General features: G+C 43.9%; 21 protein-coding genes and 1 tRNA gene. 9 read left to right on the top strand and 13 right to left on the bottom strand.

Features of this window, described 5'->3' with window-relative positions:
- Positions 1-29 precede the first annotated feature (29 nt).
- The 3 genes from HYN49_RS05020 to HYN49_RS05010 all read left to right on the top strand — a co-directional run bounded on the left by HYN49_RS05020 (position 30) and on the right by HYN49_RS05010 (position 1,730).
- Positions 30-833 (top strand): helix-turn-helix transcriptional regulator, encoded by an 804-nt coding sequence (locus tag HYN49_RS05020; RefSeq protein ID WP_108903104.1) that lies wholly within the window; start codon positions 30-32, stop codon positions 831-833.
- Between the two features lie 109 nt (positions 834-942).
- Positions 943-1,233 (top strand): c-type cytochrome, encoded by a 291-nt coding sequence (locus HYN49_RS05015; RefSeq protein WP_108903103.1) that lies wholly within the window; start codon positions 943-945, stop codon positions 1,231-1,233.
- Entirely contained in the window at positions 1,230-1,730 is a 501-nt protein-coding gene (locus HYN49_RS05010; RefSeq protein WP_108903102.1) for an anthrone oxygenase family protein, read from the top strand. Before HYN49_RS05015 ends, HYN49_RS05010 begins: the two co-directional genes overlap by 4 nt.
- 15 nt (positions 1,731-1,745) lie before the next feature.
- Here the strand turns inward: HYN49_RS05010 and proC are convergent, their stop codons facing one another.
- From proC to serS, 6 genes are all read right to left on the bottom strand, one after another.
- A complete protein-coding gene (gene proC / locus HYN49_RS05005) occupies positions 1,746-2,522 on the bottom strand; it encodes a pyrroline-5-carboxylate reductase (RefSeq protein WP_108903101.1) in 777 nt (258 codons plus the stop codon).
- A gap of 11 nt (positions 2,523-2,533) precedes the next feature.
- Entirely contained in the window at positions 2,534-3,883 is a 1,350-nt protein-coding gene (mgtE, locus tag HYN49_RS05000) for a magnesium transporter (RefSeq protein WP_108903100.1), read from the bottom strand.
- Positions 3,873-4,652 (bottom strand): 16S rRNA (adenine(1518)-N(6)/adenine(1519)-N(6))-dimethyltransferase RsmA, encoded by a 780-nt coding sequence (gene rsmA, locus HYN49_RS04995; protein WP_108903099.1) that lies wholly within the window; start codon positions 4,650-4,652, stop codon positions 3,873-3,875. Before rsmA ends, mgtE begins: the two co-directional genes overlap by 11 nt.
- A gap of 138 nt (positions 4,653-4,790) precedes the next feature.
- Positions 4,791-5,114, bottom strand: a complete 324-nt coding sequence (locus HYN49_RS04990) for a DUF4286 family protein (RefSeq protein ID WP_108903098.1) — start codon at positions 5,112-5,114, stop codon at positions 4,791-4,793.
- A gap of 24 nt (positions 5,115-5,138) precedes the next feature.
- Entirely contained in the window at positions 5,139-6,917 is a 1,779-nt protein-coding gene (locus tag HYN49_RS04985) for a tetratricopeptide repeat protein (protein WP_108903097.1), read from the bottom strand.
- 78 nt (positions 6,918-6,995) lie between these two features.
- Entirely contained in the window at positions 6,996-8,267 is a 1,272-nt protein-coding gene (serS, locus tag HYN49_RS04980) for a serine--tRNA ligase (RefSeq protein ID WP_108903096.1), read from the bottom strand.
- A 231-nt stretch (positions 8,268-8,498) separates the two neighbouring features.
- Here serS and HYN49_RS04975 point away from each other — a divergent pair, with 231 nt between their 5' ends.
- A complete protein-coding gene (locus tag HYN49_RS04975) occupies positions 8,499-10,412 on the top strand; it encodes a M1 family aminopeptidase (RefSeq protein ID WP_108903095.1) in 1,914 nt (637 codons plus the stop codon).
- Positions 10,413-10,549: 137 nt separating this feature from the next.
- Here the strand turns inward: HYN49_RS04975 and HYN49_RS04970 are convergent, their stop codons facing one another.
- Both HYN49_RS04970 and HYN49_RS04965 read right to left on the bottom strand, forming a co-directional pair.
- Positions 10,550-11,761, bottom strand: coding sequence for an MFS transporter (locus HYN49_RS04970; protein WP_108903094.1), 1,212 nt, complete (start codon positions 11,759-11,761; stop codon positions 10,550-10,552).
- Positions 11,762-11,855: 94 nt separating this feature from the next.
- Entirely contained in the window at positions 11,856-12,896 is a 1,041-nt protein-coding gene (locus HYN49_RS04965; protein WP_108904958.1) for a Gfo/Idh/MocA family oxidoreductase, read from the bottom strand.
- A gap of 160 nt (positions 12,897-13,056) precedes the next feature.
- On the opposite strand from HYN49_RS04965, the gene rseP reads away from it, so the two are divergent.
- From rseP to HYN49_RS04950, 3 genes are all read left to right on the top strand, one after another.
- The gene (gene rseP, locus HYN49_RS04960; protein WP_108903093.1) at positions 13,057-14,400 is read left to right on the top strand and encodes an RIP metalloprotease RseP; all 1,344 of its coding nucleotides are present in this window, start codon (positions 13,057-13,059) and stop codon (positions 14,398-14,400) included.
- Between the two features lie 85 nt (positions 14,401-14,485).
- A tRNA-Asn gene (locus HYN49_RS04955) sits at positions 14,486-14,559 on the top strand.
- A gap of 545 nt (positions 14,560-15,104) precedes the next feature.
- Positions 15,105-16,688 carry an ice-binding family protein gene (locus HYN49_RS04950; RefSeq protein WP_108903092.1) on the top strand — a complete coding sequence of 528 codons (1,584 nt, stop codon included), beginning with the start codon at positions 15,105-15,107 and terminating at the stop codon, positions 16,686-16,688.
- A gap of 361 nt (positions 16,689-17,049) precedes the next feature.
- Here HYN49_RS04950 and HYN49_RS04945 read toward each other — a convergent pair whose 3' ends face one another.
- From HYN49_RS04945 to HYN49_RS04920, 5 genes are all read right to left on the bottom strand, one after another.
- Entirely contained in the window at positions 17,050-17,559 is a 510-nt protein-coding gene (locus tag HYN49_RS04945; RefSeq protein ID WP_146185055.1) for a general secretion pathway protein, read from the bottom strand.
- 29 nt (positions 17,560-17,588) lie between these two features.
- Complete coding sequence (locus HYN49_RS04940; protein ID WP_108903090.1) at positions 17,589-18,782, bottom strand: hypothetical protein; 1,194 nt, start codon at positions 18,780-18,782, stop codon at positions 17,589-17,591.
- Positions 18,783-20,936 (bottom strand): type II secretion system protein GspD, encoded by a 2,154-nt coding sequence (locus HYN49_RS04935; RefSeq protein ID WP_108903089.1) that lies wholly within the window; start codon positions 20,934-20,936, stop codon positions 18,783-18,785.
- 30 nt (positions 20,937-20,966) lie between these two features.
- Positions 20,967-22,373, bottom strand: coding sequence for a GspE/PulE family protein (locus HYN49_RS04930; RefSeq protein WP_108903088.1), 1,407 nt, complete (start codon positions 22,371-22,373; stop codon positions 20,967-20,969).
- Positions 22,374-22,893: 520 nt separating this feature from the next.
- Positions 22,894-23,199: a type IV pilin protein gene (locus tag HYN49_RS04920; protein WP_317045870.1), complete on the bottom strand. Its 306-nt coding sequence runs from the start codon at positions 23,197-23,199 to the stop codon at positions 22,894-22,896.
- Positions 23,200-23,417: 218 nt separating this feature from the next.
- Here HYN49_RS04920 and HYN49_RS04915 point away from each other — a divergent pair, with 218 nt between their 5' ends.
- Both HYN49_RS04915 and HYN49_RS04910 read left to right on the top strand, forming a co-directional pair.
- Positions 23,418-23,954 (top strand): OmpH family outer membrane protein, encoded by a 537-nt coding sequence (locus HYN49_RS04915; protein WP_108903085.1) that lies wholly within the window; start codon positions 23,418-23,420, stop codon positions 23,952-23,954.
- Positions 23,938-24,552 carry a hypothetical protein gene (locus tag HYN49_RS04910; protein ID WP_108903084.1) on the top strand — a complete coding sequence of 205 codons (615 nt, stop codon included), beginning with the start codon at positions 23,938-23,940 and terminating at the stop codon, positions 24,550-24,552. Before HYN49_RS04915 ends, HYN49_RS04910 begins: the two co-directional genes overlap by 17 nt.
- Position 24,553: the final 1 nt, after the last annotated feature.

The raw sequence follows: 24,553 nt of genomic DNA, 5'->3' as shown, positions 1-24,553 counted from the left end.
AGTATCTTTGAATCGCTTAAGCATAAAAGATGAATTACCAAACCTTTGCGCCGCCTGCCCATCTTGCACCATACGTGCGGTTTTTCTGGACACTCGAGTGTGAGGTTCCTGCTGGAATGCCTTATGTGCATCGGTGCATGGCTGACGGCTGTCCTGAATTGCTATTTCATTATAAAGGTAAATTTGACAAACTTAACGGGGATAATCAGGTGGAAAATTGCTTCAGTTCCGGGCTTCAGGCGCAATCACGGCATTTTAAACGCTTTATCATCAAACGGGATTTCGGGTTGTTTGGCGTGTATTTATATCCAAATGCGCTGCTCGAATTATTCCATTTTGCCGCAACGGATTTGACGAATGGCATGCCGGATTTGCAGACTGTTTTAGGCATCGAAGCCGATATGCTCGAAGAGCAGATGATGCTTGCCACCGACAATAAACAGCGGATCAACATTATCTCCCGATTCCTTGAAATGAAGGTTGCCAAAGCAAAAACAGTACGCCCGGAAATTACACAAACCATACGCCACATCATTGCTTCAAAAGGCATTCACAACGTGGAAACCCTTGCAGGGAAACAATTTCTTTCGTTACGGCAGTTTGAACGGCAGTTTAAGACACTGTCGGGTTTCAGCCCGAAACTTTTTACAAGGATCATCCGCTTCCAGTCGGCCATTGCTGAAGCTAAAAACCAAAGCCGTTCGCTGACGCAGATTGCTTACGATTGCGGCTATTATGACCAATCGCATTTCATTCATGATTTCAGGGAATTTTCAGGATACCATCCGAAGCATTATTTTTCCGGTAAATCCGAAGCACCTATTTTATATTAAATAATTGGCAAACAGGAAATTTATCAGGTATCTTTTTACTTTGATTAAATGTCGTTTTCTTACAATTTCAGCAACACACCAGATCGCAAATTTGCTGAAAAAGTAACCCATGAACAAACGAATGATTTTGGCTGTACTGCTGATCAGCCTTTCGGCAAAAGCCCAAAAAACGGAAAAGACCGGCAAGGAAATTTTTGAAAGCCGTTGCGCCAAATGCCACGGCAAAGACGGCACTAAAGGGCTTTGGGGCGCTACAAATCTCAAAGGGAGCCAGGTTGGTGATAACGAAAGGATTGCAACAATTTCCAACGGGCGACGCATCATGCCTTCCTGGAAAAGCCGCCTGACGGATAAAGAAATCAAACGCGTAGCCGACTATGTAAAAACACTGAAATCATGAATCTACAAAACATCACGTTAATCCCGGCATTGCTTTGCACGGCGTTAATCTCCGGACTTTATTATGCGTATTCCTGTTCTGTAAATCCGGGATTGGGCCGGCTCCCGGATGCCGAATACCTGTCGGCTATGCAATCGATAAACCGTGCCATCGTGAATGGATTATTCTTTGCGAGTTTTTTCGGGACGCTGGTTTTTTTGGGATTAACCACTTTTGCGCATTATAATACCCAAAAATTTGTATGGCTTTTGGCTGCTGCCGTGATATACATTATAGGTTCTTTTGGTGTGACCATATCAGGAAATGTTCCTTTGAATGACGCTTTGGATGCGTTTCATATCAGTAGCGCTTCCGCAGATGAGATCCGGCAAATGAGGATGCATTTTGAAAATCCCTGGAATTTTTACCACCGCATCAGGAGTATCGCAACATTTGTATCATTGATAATGGTAGCCACTGCCTGTTTTCTAAATAACGCCCACGCGACTGAAAACTGAAACTGCGACCGAAAACTATCCTTTGATTTTCTGGAGCGATGTCTTAATCCCTTTAATTAACGAAGAACTGAAACCCTCATGCTCCATTTCATTCAGCCCGACGATGGTGCAGCCCTGGGGAGTTGTAACACGGTCAATCAATTGTTCCGGATGCACGTTTTCTTCCAACAACATTTGCGCCGCACCTTTTACGGTTTGCGATGCAATGGCGAGTGCCGTCTGCGAATCAAACCCGATTTCAATCCCGGCCTGCATTGACGCGCGGATGTAGCGCAACGCATAAGCGGTTCCGCAAGCACCGAGAACCGTGGCGGCATCCATCAGTTTTTCATCGATTACCGGTGCCGTACCTACTTTCTGAAACAGGTTGATCACTTCATCGGCCTGCGTTTTGAATTTTGCATCAAAAGCGATGCAGGTGGCCGAAGCTCCGAATTGTGCTGCTATATTAGGCATGATCCGGACCAAAGGCTGGTGGTCTCCGGTAAATTCCCGAAGCGTTTCCAAAGTCAATCCGCTGACGGCAGAAGCCACGGTTTTTCCCGAAATGTGCGGCAAAATTTCACAGATTACGGTTTCGGCCTGGTAAGGTTTGATGGTGAGCAGGATCACATCTGCGGAGGCGATATCGTGGCAATTATCACCAGATACCGTAATGCCTTTGTCGTTAAGGTATTCGATGGATTTCGTATTCCTGCGGGTTATGGTAAGTTTTACGTCCGGGGCAAATGCTGAAAATCCAAGCGCAATGGCGACGCCAAGGTTTCCCCCGCCGATGATGTGTACTTTCATAATGTTTTTGGTTAAAGCCCTAAAATAAGTTTGGCGATGGTAAAGTACAAAATTATCCCGAAAACGTCGTTTGACGTCGTGATAAAAGGTCCTGTCGCGATAGCCGGGTCAATCTTGTTCTTGTGCAAAAACAAAGGCACCATGGTCCCGAGCGTTCCCGCAAACAGGATCACGACGATCATGGAAATCGAAATGGCGAAACCCACGAGGTATTGCTGAAACACCAGGGAATGGTAAATGAGCAACAGGACGGAGATGATGGTTCCCGAGATCATGGCTACCGACAATTCCTTACTCAGGTATTTACGGCTGAATTCCTTCAACGTGCCGTTTGCAAGGCCCTGTACCACAATAGCGGAAGCCTGAACGCCTATATTTCCAGCAGTCGCGGAAAGCAGCGGTACAAATATGATCAGGGTTTTATATTGGTCAAATGCCTTTTCATTGCCATCCAACACTACCGAGGCCACGAGTTCGATGAAAAAACCGATCAGCAGCCACGGAAGCCTTGCTTTGGTAAGTTCCAAAACGCTGTCACTGGCCTCCACGTCCTGGGTGATACCCGCTGCAAGTTGGTAATCCTTCTCAGCTTCGTCACGGATGACGTCCACGATATCATCAATGGTGATGCGGCCAACAAGCCTGCCCAGTTCGTCCACAACGGGAATGGCCTCCAAATCGTATTTCTGCATGATCCGAGCGACTTCGACGTCTTCGGTATCGACTTTCACCGAATTGAGCTTGCGGATGTAAATGTCATTGATCTGCTGGCGTGTGGAAGTGATCAATAAATCCTTCAGCGACAAACGCCCTTTGAGTCGGTCCTCGTCATCCACTACATAAATAGAATGCACGCGGGAAATATTCTCGGCCTGAATGCGCATTTCCTTTACACAAGTCAAAACACTCCAGTTCTCATTGACTTTCACCAATTCCTTGTGCATGATTCCACCGGCGGTATTCTCGTTATAACGTAATAAATCGACAATGTCCTTTGCGTGTTCAACATCCTGGAGTTCGGAAATCACCTCTTCCTTACGGTCTTTGGAAAGTTCCGCGATGATGTCGGCGGCATCGTTGGTTTCGAGTTCGTCAAGTTCTTCAGCGATCTCTTTTGGCGAAAGCCTTTTTAAGATATTTTCGCGCACGTCATCCTCCATCTCAAGGAGGATTTCAGCAGTTTTTTCACTATCGAGGACTTTAAAGATGTAAGTGGCATCGTCGAAATCAAGCTCGTCAAGGATTTCAGCGATATCAGCGTGGTGCAGGTCATTCAGCAAGGTTTCGAGCTGATGGTCGTCTCCTGACCGGATCAGTTCCTCAAGCTGCGTGATAAGTTCCTTGCTGATTTTAAATTCCATCGGCTTCTATTTTTTGTGTCAAAGCGATAAAGGCTTCCACGGAGAGTTGTTCCGGGCGGAGGTCAAAGATAGTATCTTCCCGCAAACTATCCGACAAATTTAAGGTTTTTAAACTATTTCTTAATGTCTTGCGGCGCTGCTGGAACGCGGTTTTCACGACGGTAAAAAACAGTTTTTCACTGCACGGAAGCGCGTAATCTGCTTTTCTGCGGAGGCGTAGCACACCTGATTTTACTTTTGGCGGTGGGTTAAATACATGTTCCGGAACTGTAAATAAATACTCGGCATCGTAAAATGCCTGTGCGAGAACGGATAAGATCCCGTAGGCTTTGCTTCCCTTTTTCTCACAAATGCGCTCAGCGACTTCCTTTTGGAACATCCCGGCAAACTCCGGAATCTGGTCGCGGAATTCCAATGCACGGAACACGATCTGCGTAGAGATATTGTACGGGAAATTGCCGATAATGGCAAAAGGTTTTCCGTCGAAAGTCTTGTTGATGTTGTATTTCAGGAAATCCTCACCGATGATTTTGCCGTGTAATTTCGGATAATTTTCATTCAGGTATGCCACGGATTCGGTATCAATTTCGATGACGTAAGTCGTATAAGGCTGCTGCAGCAGGTATTTTGTAAGCACGCCCATTCCCGGCCCTATTTCAAGTACATTTTCATACCCGGCACCGCTTAATGCTGCCGCAATATCAGCCGCTACGCTTTCATCTTTGAGGAAATGCTGGCCGAGGTGTTTTTTTGCTCTTACGTGGTCCATGGAAAGGATTATTAGATTGTTAGATTCTCAGACGCGCTGCGCTTTTGGAGTTCTCAGGCTGGCTTGAATTGAAATTGGTTTTAGGCTAAGTCTAAGATATCTAATAATCCAAGAGCGCAACGAGTCTAAAAACCCAAATTACTCCACACTATAATGATCGCTCATCACTTCCAATTCAGTGCGGAACGCAATCATTTTGTCACCGAAAAGACGCTGACCTTCCTCGCGGAGCCTCGGCGCATCTTCGTCATAATAACGCTGTAATGTTTCGCGGCAGTCGGTGGTGTACTGGATTGCGTATGTCACGCCGCCCATTTCCTCCTCGACTAAAACCCTGATCAGCCTTGCGGATGTGAATTTTCCGGTAGCCAGTACTTCGGTGATGTGTTTTTCCTGCATCCAGCGAAGCCATTGCTCGTGAATCGTTTCGTCCAGGTTTAATGTTACGTTGTAGATAATCATGTCAAATGTTTTTGGGGAACGGTTTCAGGAATTCGTATCGCCGCGCAGTTGCCTGAATTTGGCCCGCGCATCGATGAAATAAATACTGTCCTGGTGGCTGAAAAGTATTTTCTCATACAACGGCTTTGCCTTTTCGGGATCTTTCAGCTGTTTGTTATAAATCTCGGCTGAAAAATAAAGCGCCTCGTCTATGTAAATGCCTTCGGCAAACTTATCGATGATGGTTTGGTATTGCTGTAAAGCCAAAGCATAATCGCCATTCTTTTCATAAATCCTGCCAAGCCTTAAAAGCGTTACGTCTTCAATTTCCTGGGTTTTATGGCTCTTCAGGATTTCCTGGAATAACGCCAGGGATTCCGCGGTTTTGTGTTGGTACAACAGGTAATCGGCACGTGCGAATTTCTTCAGGTCCGTTTGTGTGGAATCCGAAACGGTATTGTCATTAATCAAAAGGAAATACTCCAAAGCGTCATTCGCAATCAATTGTGACGAAGCCGATTTGAGTTCCTTGAATTGCTTTTGCGCCCATTCGAAATCAGATTTGAAATAGCTTGTCTTGGCCGCTTTGAGGCTGGCTTCGTGACCTACTTCATCGTTTTTCAGGTCGTCTTCAATCTGCGAATAGTAAATCAGGGCCTGGTTGTATTTCTCTTCAAAAAGCAAAATATCGGCCAATTCCATCTTCACGTCGGCTTCCTGGTATTTGTTCAGCTGCAGTGCCAGTGCATTTTGAAGGACTTTTTTTCCTGCTTCGGGATTGTTCTGGCTGAAGGTCAGGAAATGCGCCTGAAGCAATTGCAGCGGCAATGAGAACGGGATTACGCCGTATTGCTGTAACAAAGCATCGAGTTCTGCATTCACCAACGGATAATCCTTCGGCTGGCTTTTCTCCGTTTTCATCGTCATCAGGAACGTATTCGCCTGGATTTGCAACTGGATATCCTGGGTATTTTCAAGCACGAAAGCAAAAATTTCACCCGCGGTTTCATCCTCATTATCATCCATCGCCATTTGCGCGAGGTTGACAATGCTGGAAAACGTTTCGGGATTTCTTTTGTAAATGGCTTTTTCCTGTATAAATGCTTTGGCATAATCCTTTTGCTGCAGGTAAAACCAGCTTAAATATTGGTTCCAGAACACGTCCTGGCTTTTTTGTGCGCGAAGCAACAAGGCCTTTTTCAGGTCGGCGTTGAAGGATTCCTCCGCGTCCTCAGTCATGAATCGCGCAAGTTGGTTTTGTATGCCGATGTTGTTCTGCGGATTTTTATAAGCCTCTTCCAAAAACCTTTCAATCATCATGTCCGTATTTCCGAGTTGTCCGTAAATCAGCGCCGTCTGGTAATTGAACACGAGTTTCGGGTCTAAAGAAGTGGCCAGTTCGTAAGCTTTCAGCGCATAATCCAAAACCACTTTGCGTTCGAACACAGAAGCGACCATGTACACATTGGATGGATTTTCCTTTATGGTTTCCAGCGCCTTTTCGTAATATTTCTTGGCTTCGGGTTCGTTCTTTTGCAATTGGTAGTTATACCCAATTTCCACGAGGAGATTGTATTGCCTGAATTTCTCGAAACGTGCCGTCAATGCCTTTTCAGCCTTATCATATTGTGCCAGTTGCTGGTAGCAATCGATTACTTTTTGGAAATACAAACCATTGCTGGGCTGGTTTTTCAAAAGCTCCTCATAACTGATGACGGCCTTTTCATAATCGCCTTTATCGAAATAATTCTGCGCCAATTGCTCGTTCTGCGCAAAAACGGAACACATTGCAAACAGTACAAGAAACAAAAACAGCTTTTTCATAAATAACAATGTCGAATGGAACGACTAATATAACGATAACTTTCGCGCGGGAGTACATTGCCGCAACATAAAGTAATGTTAATCGATGATGTCAAATCCGGTGTAAGGGCGAAGCACTTCGGGAATTACAATTCCTTCCGGTGTCTGATAGTTTTCAAGTATCCCGGCCAACACACGCGGCAAGGCTAATGAACTTCCGTTTAGGGTGTGTGCCAGGTGGTTTTTGCCGTCCTTATCGCGGTAACGCAATTTCAGGCGATTGGACTGGAACGTTTCGAAATTAGACACTGAACTGATTTCCAGCCAACGGTCCTGCGCTGTCGAGAACACTTCAAAATCATACGTCATTGCAGAAGCAAAACCCATATCGCCACCACAAAGACGCAAAATCCTATAAGGCAATTTCAATTCCTGAAGCAACATTTTTACATGTTCCACCATACCTTCCAAAGCTTCGTAAGATTTTTCAGGATGCTCGACGCGTACGATTTCCACTTTGTCAAATTGGTGCAGGCGGTTTAACCCACGAACGTGCGCACCGTAAGAACCGGCTTCACGACGGAAGCAGGGCGTATAAGCAGTGGCAAGAACCGGTAATTCGTTTTCGCTTAAAATCACATCGCGGAACAGGTTCGTTACCGGAACCTCAGCAGTGGGTATCAGGTATAAATCGTCGGTTTTATCATGGTACATCTGCCCTTCTTTATCAGGAAGCTGTCCTGTCCCGTAACCGGAAGCTTCGTTTACCAGATGCGGCACCTGGTATTCTTCATAACCGGCGGCGGTGTTTTTGTCAAGGAAATACGTGATCAGCGCGCGTTGCAGTCTGGCACCTTTGCCTTTGTATACAGGGAATCCTGCGCCAGTAATTTTATTTCCAAGCTCAAAATCGATGATGTCGTACTTTTTTACCAATTCCCAATGCGGCTGCGCTCCTTCATGCAATACAGGGATATCGCCTTCCTGAAATACGTTCAGGTTGTCGTCCGGGGTTTTGCCTTCAGGGACCAAATCAGCAGGAAGGTTTGGGATGGTGTATAATTTTTCGGTCAGTTCAGAAGCATACACTTCCAGTTTTTCCGAAAGTTCTTTGCTGCTTTCCTTCAATGACACGGTTTTTTCTTTCAATATGGCGGCTTTTGCCTTTTCACCGCTTTTCATCAGTTCGCCGATATCACGGGATAATTTATTGGATTCTGCCAAAGTGTTGTCCAACTCGACCTGGGTAGCGCGGCGTTTTTCATCCAGCTGGATGACATCAGCAACGACCGAAGCCATATCGATATTCCTTTTTGCCAATGCCTTTACGACTTTCTCCTGATTTTCCCTGATAAATGCGATCTGTAACATACCTTTATTTTTATGTGCGCGCAAATTTAATCAAATGTTTTAGATTATACAGGATTGTAAGACTTTAAGATTATAAGATAAGCGACTAGTCTCAAAATCTTAAAGCGAAGTAGTTTTGAAATCCAAATGGATTATAAAACCGTAAAATTATAAGATAAGGATTGAGTCTTAAAATCCCATATCAAACAAAATCAGGAATTTGTTTTTATCTTTGGCAGAAAATGGCTTAAAATGAAATATTATTACACATTTTTCATATTGTTTGCGATGCAGATCCTGAGCGCACAGAAGGTCGGCGACGGATTGGGAGGCATTGCGGAAGCTGAAATGAAATCGGCGGCCAATGTGATGAATTTCGTCGTAAATCCAAACACCACCAACTATGACATCACTTACCAGAAACTGGAATTTACCGTAGATCCCGCCGTATATTTTATTTCCGGAAAAGTCACTACGACATTTACGGCCCTTTCCCAAATGGCAACGGTAGTTTTTGACCTGACAAACGAATTGACGGTAAGTACGGTGAAAAGGAATAATGTCACATTGTCATTTACCCAAAACAATAACAATGAAGTGGTGATTGCCTTGCCTGGCGGACTTGCAGCGGGCGCTTCCACCACGGTGGAAATCACGTATTCCGGCCAGCCTTCAACTAACAATGAGGCTTTTACCACAGAGGAACATGACGGCGCTCCGGTATTATATACCTTGTCAGAGCCATACGGCGCGCAGGATTGGTGGCCGTGCAAACAGGATTTGAACGATAAAATCAACAACATCGATGTCTACATCACCGCCCCTTCACAGTATGTGAGCGTATCGAATGGAAAACAGCTGGAAGAAACGATCAACGGAGCCTACAAGACAACGCATTTCCACCACGGCCATCCCATTCCGGCATACCTGGTTGCGATTGCGGTAACCAATTACAGCATTTATACCCAGATGGCGGGAAGCACGCCAAATGTTTTCCCGATCGTAAATTATATTTATCCGGAAAATCTTGCTGCAAACATGAACAACCTTGCGCAGACCGTGCCGATTATGAACCTGTACGAGCAGCTTTTCGAAACCTATCCTTTTGCCGATGAAAAATACGGCCATGCACAATTTGGCTGGGGCGGCGGTATGGAGCATACGACGGTTTCGTTCATGGTCAGTTTCGGGAGGGGGCTGATAGCGCATGAGCTGGGGCACCAGTGGTTTGGCGACAAAGTGACCTGCGGCACCTGGAAGGACATTTGGCTCAATGAAGGTTTTGCCACTTACCTTGCCGCTTTGGTGATTAAGGATTTTGATGGTGAAGCGGCTTTTACGAACGAAAAATCGAATATGATCAACAGTATCACCTCACAGCCCGGAGGTGCGGTATACCTTAGTGATTCTGACCTGAATAGTGTGAACCGCATTTTCAGTGGAAGGCTGAGCTATAACAAAGGCGCTATGGTTGTCAATATGCTCCGGCTGAAATTGGGTGACACCGCATTTTTTCAAGGGCTCAAGAATTACCTCGCCGATCCGGATCTGGCTTATGCTTACGCGACGACTGCCGATTTACAGGCACATCTTGACGCCACCTACGGCCAAAACTTGACAGAGTTTTTCAATGACTGGGTGTATAAGCAAGGATATCCGTCCTATAACATCACCGCCTATAACGAGAGTCCGGGTGTTGTGAAATTCACGGTAAACCAGACACAATCGCATGCATCGGTCACTTATTTTGAGATGCCTTTACCGATCAGGGTGTATGGTGCGGCCGGCCAGCAGATGGATTTTATATTGGACAATACTTCAAACAATCAGGTGTTTTTTGAAAACGTACCGTTTGCTGTCACATCCGTAGCTTTTGATGTGAATAAGGATATCATATCTGCCGGGAATGTGGTGGCGCTGGGCATGGAGGATTTCGGGACTGCCGCAGTGCAATTGTATCCGAATCCTGCTGAAAGTCAACTCAGGCTTGATGTTCCCGAAGGAATTAATGTGACACAGACTGTTTTTTACAACGCGTTGGGCCAAACCGTAAAATCGACTACGGCGGAAACCCACTGGGACGTTTCCTCATTTGCTGCGGGTGTTTATTTCATCTGCGTTACCACAGATGCAGGAAGCAAGACGATCCGTTTTGTGAAGAAATAATTTCCGGTTTATGGGATGCCGCGCGACGGATTGCAGCAAAGCGCCGTGCGCTGCGGAAAGCCGGACCCGGAGTGCAACGAAGGGGCGCGCCATAATCAGTATTCAGCGGGCAGCCGCAGTGGCAGTAAGGTCGGAAATCATTCCATAGCACGGATCCTTGACGCCATTACGGCAATCAGGAAACCGAAAATGCCAATCACTGCAAACGAGACGCGGAGGCTGGAGATTTCTGCGATATAGCCTATTACCGGCGGACCCATCAAAAACCCGAAAAAACTGACGCTGGATACGATCGTGAGCGCTTCACCCGGTGGAACTGTGCTGTTTTTTCCGGCGAGGCTGTACACCGTCGGCACAATGGTGGAAACACCGAGCCCCACCATCAGGAACGCGATCGTACACGGTATAATATAGGGCAGGAAAACCGATAAAAACAGTCCGGTCGAAATGACTGCCCCACTGATCTGCATTACTTTTTTGCGTCCGAAACGGTGGATGATCTTATCGCCTAAAAACCGCCCGCCCGCCATCATGATCATAAACGAGGTGTAACCGAGGACAACCAAAGCTTCCGGCGCTTTGACAATATCCTTGAAATACACGCCGCTCCAGTCAAACATGACGCCTTCACTGGCCATGCAGCAAAAACCGATGACACCAAGCCACAGCAAGACGGAATCGGGTTTGGAAAATCGTTTTTTCTTTTCTTTTTTTACCACTTCTTGCGTCTTAATCAGGAATTTGTACCCGAAAAGAATGACAACCGTTACCAGCCCTAAAATAATCAGGAAGTGGTTTAAGGGTGATAATTTCAAAGCCATCATTCCCAATCCGACGAGCGCACCTGTGAATCCGGCGAAACTCCATGTCCCGTGAAACGAGCCCATGATGGTCCTGCGGAAAAGCATTTCTGTATAAACGCCTTGTGTATTCACGGCGATGTTGCAGACATTTCCCGCCATGCCAAAAAGAAACAACGCGATGGCAAGTTGCCAGGATCTATCGGCGAAACCGACATTTGCCAGTGCCAAAGCATAGCAAAATAAAGAGAGGATTAAGACGCGGTAACTGGTGAAACGGGTGACAAGTTTGCCTGAAAACGGCATGATGAGCAGTTGTCCCATCGGTATCGAAAAAAGTATGGTCCCGAGTTCGCCGTCACTGAGGTGCAATGCGGTTTTGATATCGGGGATACGGCTCGCCCAGGAAGCGAAAGTGATGCCCATCGCAAAATAGAACGACGCTACGGTCCACCGGATCCTGTTCAGGTAGGACGCTTTGGCATCTTTATAACTTTTCCGAAAGTCATCTTTAGCCCTGAAACGCGTTATAAAATTGAAATCTGCCACGGTTTGCTGTTTGTGTAAAATTCCTTAGGAACTACAAAATAACGAAATTTATTTCCGGTACAGCAGTTACTGATTTTCCAGAATTACAGCATGGTCAGACATTGACAATCGCTCCGGTTTCGCTGCTTTTGATCGCCGCTTCTATAATAATCATGACGTTAACGCCATCCTGAGCCGTAACAGGTTCGGGTTTGTCTTCCGTAATCGATTCATATAACGCAGCGAAGAAATCATAATAATTCCCATGCAGCGTAGGCAGGAATTCGCGGATGATTTTGCCGTCGAATTCAGTGTGGAGCAAGCCTTCCTTACTTCTCGGCTCGGTTCCCCAATCCCTTGCGCTGACGTGCTTCCCGAGTTTCAAATCCTCTTCCTGGACGTCGCCGCGCGGTTTCAGGAACGAGCCATTTTTACCATGAACCACAAAAGAGGGTACCATTTCGCGTACAAAAAAACCTGCTTTGAGTCGGACGCGCAGGTTTTCATAATACAATAAAAGGTCAAAACAGTCATCAACAAGGGATTTCGGGCGTGTAATCCTGATGTCGGAAAACACGGCATTCGGCATCCCGAATAAAAACAATGCCTGGTCAATCAAATGCGAACCCAGATCCTTGAGCACACCGGAACCGGAATTTACGGTTTCCTTGTGCAACTTCGGGCTTAAGGTCGGATTGTATCGGTCGAAATGAAATTCGGCTTCCACAATATCGCCGAGCATATTTTTAGAAACAACATCTTTTACCGTCAGGAAATCGCTGTCCCAGCGACGGTTGTGGAACACGGCGAGTTTTAAGCCTTTTTCTTTCGCAATCAGCTGCAGTTCCTTTGCTTCGGCGACGGTTGCAGTGAATGACTTCTCGACTAAAACATGTTTTCCGGCGAGAAGCATTTTTTTAGCATATTCGAAATGGGTCGCGACCGGTGTGTTTACGACAACCAAATCGGGATGGTCTTCCAGAAGTGCTTCCGGTGTGGCATAGCTTTTGGTTTCCGGATAATCAGCATGGATGTGCTTATGGGATCTTTCCCAGCTTCCAAGCAGTTCAAAACCCGGATGGTCACTAAGGAAAGGCGCGTGGAAAACCTTACCGGACATGCCATAGGAGAGCAACGCTGTTTTAATCTTACGCATCATTGTTTTTTTAAGGAACGTAAATTTAGCCCACAATCGCGGATTATAGATCATGTTCCTGATAATTAACAAACATTTAAATCGGCGCCACGGATAAAAATGAGATTAATAAACAGAAAACGTTACTTTTGTGCGGTATTAAAAAACGGATTTACATAACATGGAAATACTCATCAAGCTTTCACAGTTCTTATTAAGCTTATCTTTACTGATCATACTTCACGAATTGGGGCATTTTATTCCCGCCAAATTATTCAAGACCCGCGTAGAAAAATTTTATCTGTTCTTTGACATCAAGTTTTCGCTGCTGAAAAAACAAATCGGGGAAACAGTCTACGGAATCGGATGGCTGCCGCTTGGTGGTTATGTGAAAATTTCGGGGATGATCGACGAGAGCATGGATACCGAGCAGATGGCTTTGCCGCCACAGCCCTGGGAATTCCGCTCCAAACCGGCTTGGCAACGACTCATCATCATGCTTGGTGGAGTGACCGTGAATTTTATATTGGCGTTTATCATTTACATCGGGATGGCCTATGCTTATGGCGATATGTATATCAAGAATTCGGAGGCCAAAGACGGCATTTGGGTTACGAATCCGGTCCTTGAAAAAGCCGGCATCCATACGGGAGATAAGATTATTGCTGTTGATGGCAGGAAGATCGAACATTTCCATGATTTGAGCGAAGCCATTATCATGGGTAAAAATGTTGAAGTGGAGCGGAACGGCAGCATGCAAACTGTGGCACTTCCGGATAATTTCATCGCCAATGTCCTGGACCAGGATAAAAAATCGACGGTAGAATTGCGTATCCCATTCGTAATTTCGGATGTTTCAGGCACATCAGCCAATAAAGAGGCACTTAAATCAAAAGACATCGTTACCTCGTTAAACAACCAGCCGTTGCATTATGCTGACGAAATGGAATCACGCCTGAATGCGCTTAAAGGGCAGACGGTGCCTGCAACGGTAAAACGCGACGGAAAAGAAGTGGCCATCAGCCTGAAGGTTTCTGACAGCGGCAAACTCGGGATTCAATACCCGAACAGGTTGCCAGTCGACAACCTCGAGAAACTGGGCATTTACAAGATCAGCCGCGAGGAATATGGTTTTTTTGAATCGATTCCGGTGGGACTTGAAAGAGGTGCGGACCAACTGGCTAAATACGGCCGTCAGCTTAAAGCCATTTTCTCGCCGAAAACAGGTGCCTACAAAGGCGTGGGCGGGTTTAAAGCCATTTTTGACATCTTTCCTGAATCATGGAGCTGGGAAATGTTCTGGAGCATTACTGCCCTTTTATCGATCATGCTGGGCGTGATGAACCTGCTGCCGATTCCGGCGCTTGACGGTGGGCATGTGATGTTTTTACTATACGAAATGATCAGTGGCCGCAAACCGAGCGACAAGTTCCTGGAGCGCGCACAGATGGTCGGAATCTTCCTTCTACTGGCTTTGCTTTTATTTGCCAACGGGAACGACATCTACAAATGGATTACGAAGTAAATAATTTTTTAAAATTTTCTGCAAAAAGATTTGCAAAAGAAGATTTTCATAGTATATTTGCACCGCTTTAAAAGGCAATACGCCTTCCTCCTTAGCTCAGTTGGTTAGAGCATCTGACTGTTAATCAGAGGGTCCTTGGTTCGAGCCCAAGAGGGGGAGCAGAAAAGAGTAACATGAAAATGTTGCTCTTTTTTTATTTTAGGATATTCCGTAATCTTATTGGAGATTTCAAAATACTTTTCTGATAAGAATTAAACTCCGCTTCTTCACTCAAAAAAGGGAGCATATTCGGTAACATATATTTTTGAAAAGGTAACATATTTTTGAAACTGGATTGTGTCTGACTTAAACCACAAGTTATGACCACAGAAAACTTTAAAACCTTATTTGTCCAGGCAAAAAACGGGGCAAACAAATCCGATCAATCATCAATTTACTGCCGTTTGAAATGTCGTGGCATTATTTTGTGATGCTGTATTGACATAATTTCTTTTGCAACTTATAAAAAAGGCTATTTACCACTTTAAGAAATTAAAGGCGGCCGGCATTAGAAATTTGCCCTGCTTGAAATTATTTCCGCGTCGCAAACATCCATTGCCCTACCCTGTAAATCAACACGAAAAGTTAAATTGTAATAACATTGCGTTTATTAGCGTCACCTTTACCAGAATACGGTAAATAAGCCGTAAAATCAAATAACTCACATGACTATTAAATTACTTTTTACCACGGCAGCAATCCTGCTATTGGGTTCTCCTATTTATGCACAGGCACCTGCGGTCGGTCCAGCTGGAACGTTCGCGCTATTTACGTCAAATGGGGCAGTCAGCAATACTGGTCTCAGCCATATAACAGGAAATGTGGGTACCAACAACGGTTCAAGCACGAACTTCGGGAATGTCGATGGCAATATGCATGACGGTGATGGTACGACTGCCGCGGCATCAGCCGACTTGTCATTAATCAGTGCACAGCTCGGTGCCGCAATCCCAGGTTATTTTCCAGCCCCATTATTAGGCAATGGTCAGGTGCTTACGGAAGGCACTTATGCAATCGGCCAGACGGCTTCCCTAAATGGTATGCTGACGCTCGACGCACAAAACGATCCGAACGCGGTATTTATTTTCCAGATTGGGGGCGCTTTCTCATCTGCTGCCAACGCACAGGTATTACTTGTCAACGGAGCTATGGCCTGCAATGTTTTCTGGCGGATTGAAGGATTGGTTGACCTCGCCACCAATACGTCAATTAAAGGCACAATTGTAGCCGTTAACGCAGCGATAATCCTTAATACAGGCGTCACGCTTGAGGGGCGTGCACTCTCCACAACAGGCGCTGTGACAGGATCAGGCATTACAGTAACGACGCCGTTGGGATGCAATACGCCCACACTCAATGGGCCGGTAGCCGCGCCACTTGCGTCGGTTGCCTGTTATACTATTTTCTCGGGGAACGGACAGGTAACCAACACCGGCATCACTTTCATTACCGGCGATGTAGGGACTAATTCAGGAATCACTACCGGCTTCCAGGCAGAAAACGTAACAGGCACCATCCATCCCAATCCTGATGTGTCGACCGCTACAGCGGCGGCAGACCTGAATACGGCTTCCGGATACATCAGTACACTGCCCACAGATATCGAATTACTGTATCCTGCAACGTTGGGTAACAGCCTCGTACTTACCCCGCATACCTACCTGCTAAACGGGGCAACGGTTTTGACAGGAATATTATATTTAAACGCACAGGGAAATACGGACGCAGTATTTGTCCTTAAAGTAAGCGGTGCTTTCTCAACGAGTACTTATGCTACGATTGTCCTGCAGAACGGCGCCCAGGCAAAAAATGTGTTCTGGAAAGTAGATGGAGCAGTAAACCTGAATGATTATGCCGATTTCAAAGGTACTATGATCGTTAACAATGGCGCTATCATAGTGAACACAGGGGTAACAATTGAAGGCAGGGCATTAGCAACATCGGGTGGCGTAAGCACCTTCGGCATCAACGCGCAAATGACATCGGGTTGCAATGCTTTAGCGATTGATGTACCGGTGAAACAACCGGTAAAATTATATCCTAACCCATTTTCTAGTGTTCTTAACGTCACAGTCGATTCCGGCAGCAGCAACATCGTTATTTACAATGTAACAGGTATGGAAGTATACCGCGCAGCGTTGCATCAAGAGCAAAATACGATTTATATAAATGTTCCGGCAGGTGTTTATTTTTACAAAGTGGAAGATGATAAAGGATATATACAATCTGGCAGGCTCATCTCCGAATAAATAAATTCGTTTTTAAAACCAAGCTCGGATTACCAAATCAGTAAATGTCCGTTTTGGTTACCTCTTCTGGGAGCCCGAAAAGGTGAATCATAAAAAAAGAGTAACATGAAAATGTTGCTCTTTTTACTTTGGGGGTATTCGTTGATTTTTTGAAGATTTTCAAAATCCTTCTTCGGTACAAATCACTACCTAAACGACACTTTTTCACTAAAAAAGGTTGGTCAGTGGGTAACATACATTTTTGAAAAGGTAACATATTTTTGAAACTGGATTGTGTACCTGACTTAAACCACAAGTTATGACCACAGAAAACTTTAAAATCCTTAGGCTTCATGTTCTGAAGGACGTGTGTACGTTGGTTCTAACGGTCGTTATCATGAATAGCGGAATAGCTGGTTTTCTGAATGATTATCGTGCTGATCAAAAAATCGCGATTACTATTATAGTCTGTTTTCTTTATCGAGCCCAGGTGCTTGACAACTCCCAAATCATTGCGGTTTTCAATTTTATTGATAAAAGCAAGTGCTTTATTGAAGCTGCCTTCGATTGAGAAAATGTAGCTTGACGTTTTGATATTTTTTTTTATGACTTCGTGAGGCTCTTGGAAATCAACAATCTTTAGCCCTAATCCATCACAATATTCATTCAACTCCCTGAGCAATAAATTTTGAAATGAGGGTGCCGCAACGTTGTTATCTGCAATCCAGCTGTCAATTTGTTTTTCTTTTATGGAAAGCTGCTTTATCAATCTTGGATCATATGAATCATTTTCAATAACTTTTTTATTCTCCTGATAGTGCCGGTAATTTACAATCGTGTTGGCAAATGAAAATTCATAACTGATGTAAAGCATCAATAAGAATACTGCCACTAGGATTTTATTTCTTCGGTCCAGCCGTTTCATATGATGTTTATTTTTATCTTGAAAACAGACTCCCCGGTTTCATTCTTTCCATAAGACAGTATGGTAGTGGACTTAACCCATTTATATCCGGAGATTTTTTCAATCCATGAGGTAAATGAAGCGCCGTCAGTTAACTTGCCTGACACCAATATCGTATTGGACTGCACCGTGACATCTTCACCAGGCCTGATGCTTTTTTCGAGCGGGCCATAAGTAAGTTCGTCCAACAAGAGGGCAGGCGGGATTATCTTTACAATTTCATTGATATAATAAGAACTTTTTGAATTAGAAAAATTCCTTACATTACTTAACCTTAACTCTTTGTCACGGATTCGTTCCTTGATAAGGTTTACCTTTTTAAGGTTGTTGCCGTTAGCGTTTATTTCTGAAGATGTCTCTTCGGCTTTGGTATAATAGTAATTGAAAACAACAAAATTTATGGATAGCAATACCAGCAAAAATAAGGCCATGAAGCGGGAAGCTTTCTTAAAGAAGCGGTTTTGTTGGTAATTTTCGGTCAGAAGGGCATTGTAATCGTGTGTTGATCCTGAATTCTTCCTGTTGTTTACATAAAATCCGAGTACGGCTGCAAACGCAGGGAGGTGGCCCGATTGTATCTGCAGGCCATTGATGTCAAAACTTTGTGCCGAGGATTCACGGGTTTCCATTATCTTTCCGTCATTGTCCAAATTTATCGATTGGTTGCGAACCGATATTTCCTTATCGGCTATGAATTCCTCAAGCTGTGAGAGCACGCAAATCCCAAGGCTGACACTTACTATGTTTAGTTTGAGGGCTGCGCATCTGCCCAAAACATTATCGATATGCTCTTTCCTGCAAATCGCGACAATCGCCTTTGAATGCAGTCTCCAGATTTCATAATGGAAATCCTCAATCTTTGCATTTGGGAAGGCTTTATAAAATAAGCGCTGGCCGTTTTGTTCAGCGTCATTGATTTCTTTATGTATAATCTGGCTGTCATTGATGACCAGTGAAATAGGTAAATCGCCGGCAAGCTGAATGCTGAGGTCTTCCAGGTTATTCCCTTGTTCCGCATTTGTTATGTTAAGCTCTTCCGCTTTATTTTCAATCCATACAGTTGTAAACGCATCGCTGCCATTCTGCGAAAACAATTCCATGCCCACAAATTTGTTGCCGATAAGGATTCTTTCAAGCCTGGAACGCGACATCTAATAAATCACTGTTGGTTTAATTAATATGGACAGCTTTTTCTTTGAATTTTCTCTTTTTCTAGAACTGAAAAGCCATTTTATCACAGGAATCCTGGCCAAAAGCGGTACACCTGTGCCTGAATCATTTCTGGTCTTTTCTTCTAAGCCCCCTAAGATGATGATGTCCTGGTCATGTACCCTGAGAATGGAGTTGAATTCCCTGGAATTTATTCCCGGAGGAGCATCCTTGTCTATCTTTTGTCCATTAAAACTAGATTGTATCACCTTGATATCCATAGTGATTTCACCGTCTCCGGACACCAGGGGTTTGATTGAAAGTGACAGTTCCGCATCGATGGGCTGGTAGTTCTTTATTTCAGAGGTTTGCGGAATCTGCGATCCGTAGAAATTTTGGTTCGTCACTACATAATAAGTCGTTTCGCCTATGGAAAGGTATGCTTTGTGACCGTTGAGCGTGGAAAGCCTTGGGGTGGATCGGATGTTAACATTCCCATTGGTTTCAAGGGCTTTCAGGCTGAGATAGAAATTCGGCACTACTTTGCCAATGTTGAGCGACCCAAATCCGTCAAAATGATTTATGATATTGTTTATTGTTGTCGCACCAAGATTGATATCCGCTGTTGGAAAAACCGTTCCGTTCGTTTTTACTGGCTTATCGCCTATGCCTGCCTTTATTCCGGTTTCCACAGTAGCTGACCGATTTACGTCTAAGATCATCACTTCAATCAAAATGACCGGAATTTCCTTATCGATGTATTTGATAAAAGACTCGAACCTCTGAATATTTTCTGCAGGGCCGCTAACGATAAAACTGTTCAGTTCAGTATCAATCTTGATATCGAGGCCTGTCTTGATTTCATTCGGCAGCAGGCTTAGGATGTCGCCTTGCTGCTTTTTATTGGTTTCCGAATTGTCCTGGTTAAGGCTGTTTGTATTGGTATTGCGAGTATTCTCGTAACTTCCGTTTCCATAAAAATTATTCTGGCTGTAGGCGGTCCTTCCGGAGCTCCTTCCTTCCTGTGACGGATCGTTGAGGAGTTCTATAGACCTGCGCATCAGTTGTATGGTCTTTATCGTCCTGAGGGTGAGCTGATTTTTTAACCCGAAAAAATAGATGTCGTTTTTCCTGAAATAAGTGTACGTATCAGCACTTTGGCTGTCATTAGGTACATATCCCCCCTGCAGCGGTTGCGATACTGGCGGAGTTGCTGCTGCTCCAAAATTATTTTTAGATTCAAATATCTTATCTAAAAGTTCATCGAATGTGATGTTTTTGGCTTTCACAGATGCCACCCCGGCATTCTCCAGCGGATTTGAAATGAACATGTCTATATTCAACTCATTCCCAATGTCATACACTATATTTGAGATTGGTGTATTTTCGAAATCCACGTCAAGGAGCTTTTTCTTATTGTCGATTACGTTAAAATAAAAATTGGATTTCCTTGAACGCACGGGTCTTGACGGTTTTTGCGTGTTCGTACCGCTGACAGAATTTGTAGCGGCGGGAGCATCAGACTCGAGCGCCTCAAAAAGATAAAAATTGTCTTTAGTTTTTGTTACCGAGAGGTTATTGGCAAACGCGAGCTTATTCATTGCGTCATCAAAAGGGATACTTTTCAGGTAAACAGACAGGGGCTTACTGTCCAGACCTGGAGAAAAAACGATATTCTTGCCGCTTTCGTCGGTAATCCTTTTAAAAACCTCATAAAGCTTGTCGTCTTTGAGGTTCAGGGACAGCAATTCGTCATCGATGGAGTATCTTACATCGATAATTTTCTCTAATGCCTTCTCCGCAGGTTTTTCATACCTTTTTATGGCGATGATATTTCCCGTAAAATCAATGCTTAAGCTATATTCCTTACATAAAAAAAGCAGCATATCCGCCACGGTCACATCTGTAAAATTGTTGATGATCAGGATGCTGTTTAGAGACGTATCAACACTGATATTTACTTTGTGTATCTCAGAAACTGCCAAAAGGAAACTGGGCAGGGTACTCTCTTTGACGTTTACATTTAATTTTTGGCTTAAACCAGGGACATCTGCTGATAAATTATCGAGATTGTACTTTAACTGCTGTATGCGGTTTTCCTGGCAAAAAACCAGTGAACTAAAAAGAAGCAATATTAAAACGATAATTTTTTTCATATACCTGTTCAAAATCCAAATATAATTTTTTTAATCCATTAGTAAAGAAAAAACATCTTCAACTGAAGTGATACCCTCTTCTATAAGTTTAATGGCGTTGGTTTTAAGTGTGGCGATGTTGTGCTCTTCGAGATAATCATCGATATTAAGCTGGTTGTTCTTTATAAAACCCATCAACGTTTTGGTGATGGGCAGGATTTCATAAATCGCTTTTCTCCCTGAATATCCTGTCTGGTAACATTCATTGCATCCGACGGGCTCAAAATGGTACTCGAGCGTGGGTGGAATTTGAAATCCGGAAGGAAAGGCTGCCTGGGAAATGTCTGTTTTCAGTTTGCAGCTATTGCATAATTTCCTGACCAGGCGCTGCGCTACACTAATATTTAACGTATTGGCTATCAGGAATGCAGGAACGCCCATGTCGATAAGGCGTGACACGGTTGCCCAGGCCGAGTTCGTATGGATGGTCGACAAGACCAAATGCCCCGTAAGCGCGGCCCTGATTGTCATATTTGCCGTATCCACATCGCGTATTTCCCCAACCATAATGATATCAGGATCCTGCCTTAAAAAAGTGCGCAGGGTTGAGGCAAAATCAAGTCCGATGCTTTCCTTCAACTGTACCTGGTTAATCCCTTCAAGAGTATATTCTATCGGGTCCTCAACGGTTAGGATGTTGGTATTGGGACGGTTAAGTTTTTTCAAGGTAGCGTAAAGCGTAGTGGTTTTTCCGGATCCCGTAGGGCCTGAGATAAGCACTATCCCATTTGGCTTTTTGATGTTTTCCATAAAAATCCGCAATTCATCCTTTTGGAACCCCAGGGTTTCTAGATCGACGGCATCGGTATCTTTACTTAATATCCTCAATACCAACTTCTCACCATGAAGTGTGGGCATAGTTGACACACGGATGTCAAAATCCTCCCAATCGGTCGTCACAGAAATACGCCCATCCTGAGGCAGCCTTTTTTCGGAAATATCGAGCTGTGCCCGTATCTTTATTTTATTGATGATGGCAGGATATTCCTCTCGGGAAAGATAAAATTGCTCTTTTAGCTTACCGTCAAGCCGCAGCCGTATGCGCGCCTTGCTTTCGAAAGGCTCAAAATGGATGTCGCTGCTCCCGATTTCCTGGGCCGTGATTAATATCTTTTCAAGAAAATCATTGGAATAATGAATTGCCGAAAGCTGGTTTTGGGATTTCCTGTAATTAAAACTTAAAAACCGTTCAATACTTTCCCGGCTATCGGAAATCAGTTCAAGGGGATATCCGAGAACGATTGTCAGCTCCTTCAATAATGCCTCCAAATCTGGATTATCAGTTTTGAAACGCACTTTCCCATGTTCATTTTCTATCGGTATGATGCGGTAACTATAAGCCATATCAGCCCCGATCAATTGCTTTAGTGCCACCGGTATCTCAAACTGGTTATTCATCGGAAACTGGTTAATTGATAAATATAGAATTATAATGCATGATGAGCGAAATGGCATAAACTGCCGAAAAATAAACTGACATGTACCCTGCAAGGGGAACGCTTTGATGTCGCGGATATTTTGTTTTCAGTACCAGGTGGAGCACTAACGAGAACACGAGTGAAAACACAAACAATATAAAAAAGGAAACCACTGAAAAACAGAAACACAGAAACAGGAACATCAGCATATCCCCGGTCCCGAGATGATCAAGCACTTTTTTTTTTTGATTAAAATATAATATACCCATAAGATGCAAAGCATGCTGACCACATAGCATAAATTAATAACAGCACCGATAACGGCCGTGGGAAAATCATTGAGCGACAATTGAATAAGGAATCCCATTATGCCGACAGCCGGGTAGAAGAACCAATACACCATTCGGTCCCGGTAATCCTGCCAGAAAATCAAAATGAAAATGGCAATAATGCAGATTTTAAGTACAACTGTTAACAAAAGCGGGATGATTATGGCGGATCTAGTCTTTAGTAATCTGGATCGGGTTGCCGTTTTGATTTATTTCCCAAACATTAAATGTTCCATTACCGTTAAAATCGACAACAGCAGTCGCTCTTGCCTTAAAACCTCCGGAACTGGCTTGGATTATTTCGTAATTGTAATTCGCCGAACCATTTTCCTTTACTGTCTTAGGCCTTTCGAAATCCAATTCTTCAAGGCTCGCACTGTACTTGGAATTCATGAAATAGTATTGCTGTTCGGAATTGAAAACAGCCTTAAGCTGAGTTTGTGCCTCTATGCTTTTTGCCTTTGTAATGAGAGGCATCAAGTTGGGGAGCGCTATTAATAGCAGAATTCCTATTATCGCAAGCACTATCAGGGTCTCCTGTAGGTTATACGATGGAAGTTTTTTTATTTGTTTTTCCGTTTGTGACGCAGGCATCCGCAAATATATATTTTTTTTTCTGAAAAATTCTTATGAAAAATATGTTAAAATATGAAAAATTTTTTTTAAGATTGTAGTCAAATAACCCAATAACAAAAATGAACAAAATTCCTACTGTCCTGTCAGCGGTCGCCCTCGTTATTGCCGCACTTTGCCTATATTACGTAAAATCACAAACACAATTGGTGTATGTTGACGTCAATAAACTGATTGAAGGCTATAAACGTACAAAGGTTGCAAAAGCAGAATTCGACAAGAAAGCTACGGTCATGAAGAGCAACATGGATTCACTCACTGCCGGTTGGCAAAAAGAACTCGGTAAGTACGAAAAAGAACGGTTAACGCTGAGTGCAAATGAACTGAAATTAAAGCAGGAGTTGTTACAAACCAGGCAACAGCAAATAAACGGTTACCAACAGGCGATGCAAAAGCAAATGCAGGATGAGGACAAAAAAGTAACGCAGACTGTGATTAATGACATAAACGATTATGTCAAGGAATACGGTAAAAAACATAGCTATCAGATCATTTTTGGAGCAAGTGGCGGAGGAAATATCATGTATGCAGAAGAATCTTCAGACCTGACAGCCGAGATATTAAAAGGTTTGAACGAGGAATATGAGCCGAAAAAATAGATTTGTATTATTGCTCCTGTGTTCGTTATTCGTTGCATGTACAGGCAAGTCCTTTGAGACCGAAAAAGAACTCAGGGCATTTATCAATGACGAGGACAACGGTTATAAATACACAAAGATTATCGGAGGTACCGAATATTCACTCCTTTACAAGCCAACCGATTTGCTGGTGAGACAGGAACTTGGTGATGCGAAACCGGATGAGAAGAAATTACAAGTTTTACGAAACAAATATGGACAATATATGTATTTCACCCTTTCCATGTCGCTTAACGGCAAAGAGCTGCTGAGCAACGTGGCCGGCAATAAGGCCAGGTTTGGCGCCATGGTAAATGAGCTTGCTTTCGGCATGGACCAAAAAGTGCATGTATATACAAAACAAAAGGATACTCTTGCGATGACTGACTTCATTTATCCCAGAATGTATGGGATGTCAGGCAGTACGAACATCCTGTTGGTTTATCCGAAGGACGAGAAATTCCTTTCAGAAGATTACCTGACCCTGGCCATTGAGGATTTGGGGTTCAATACCGGAGAAATAAAATTCAAAATAGACACAAAAGCAATATTAGACCAACCGTACTTAAGATTCAATTAGC

It is taken from the genome of Flavobacterium pallidum (genome assembly GCF_003097535.1).
GTDB lineage: Bacteria > Bacteroidota > Bacteroidia > Flavobacteriales > Flavobacteriaceae > Flavobacterium > Flavobacterium pallidum.
This window is presented reverse-complemented; position numbering and strand designations above follow the sequence as displayed.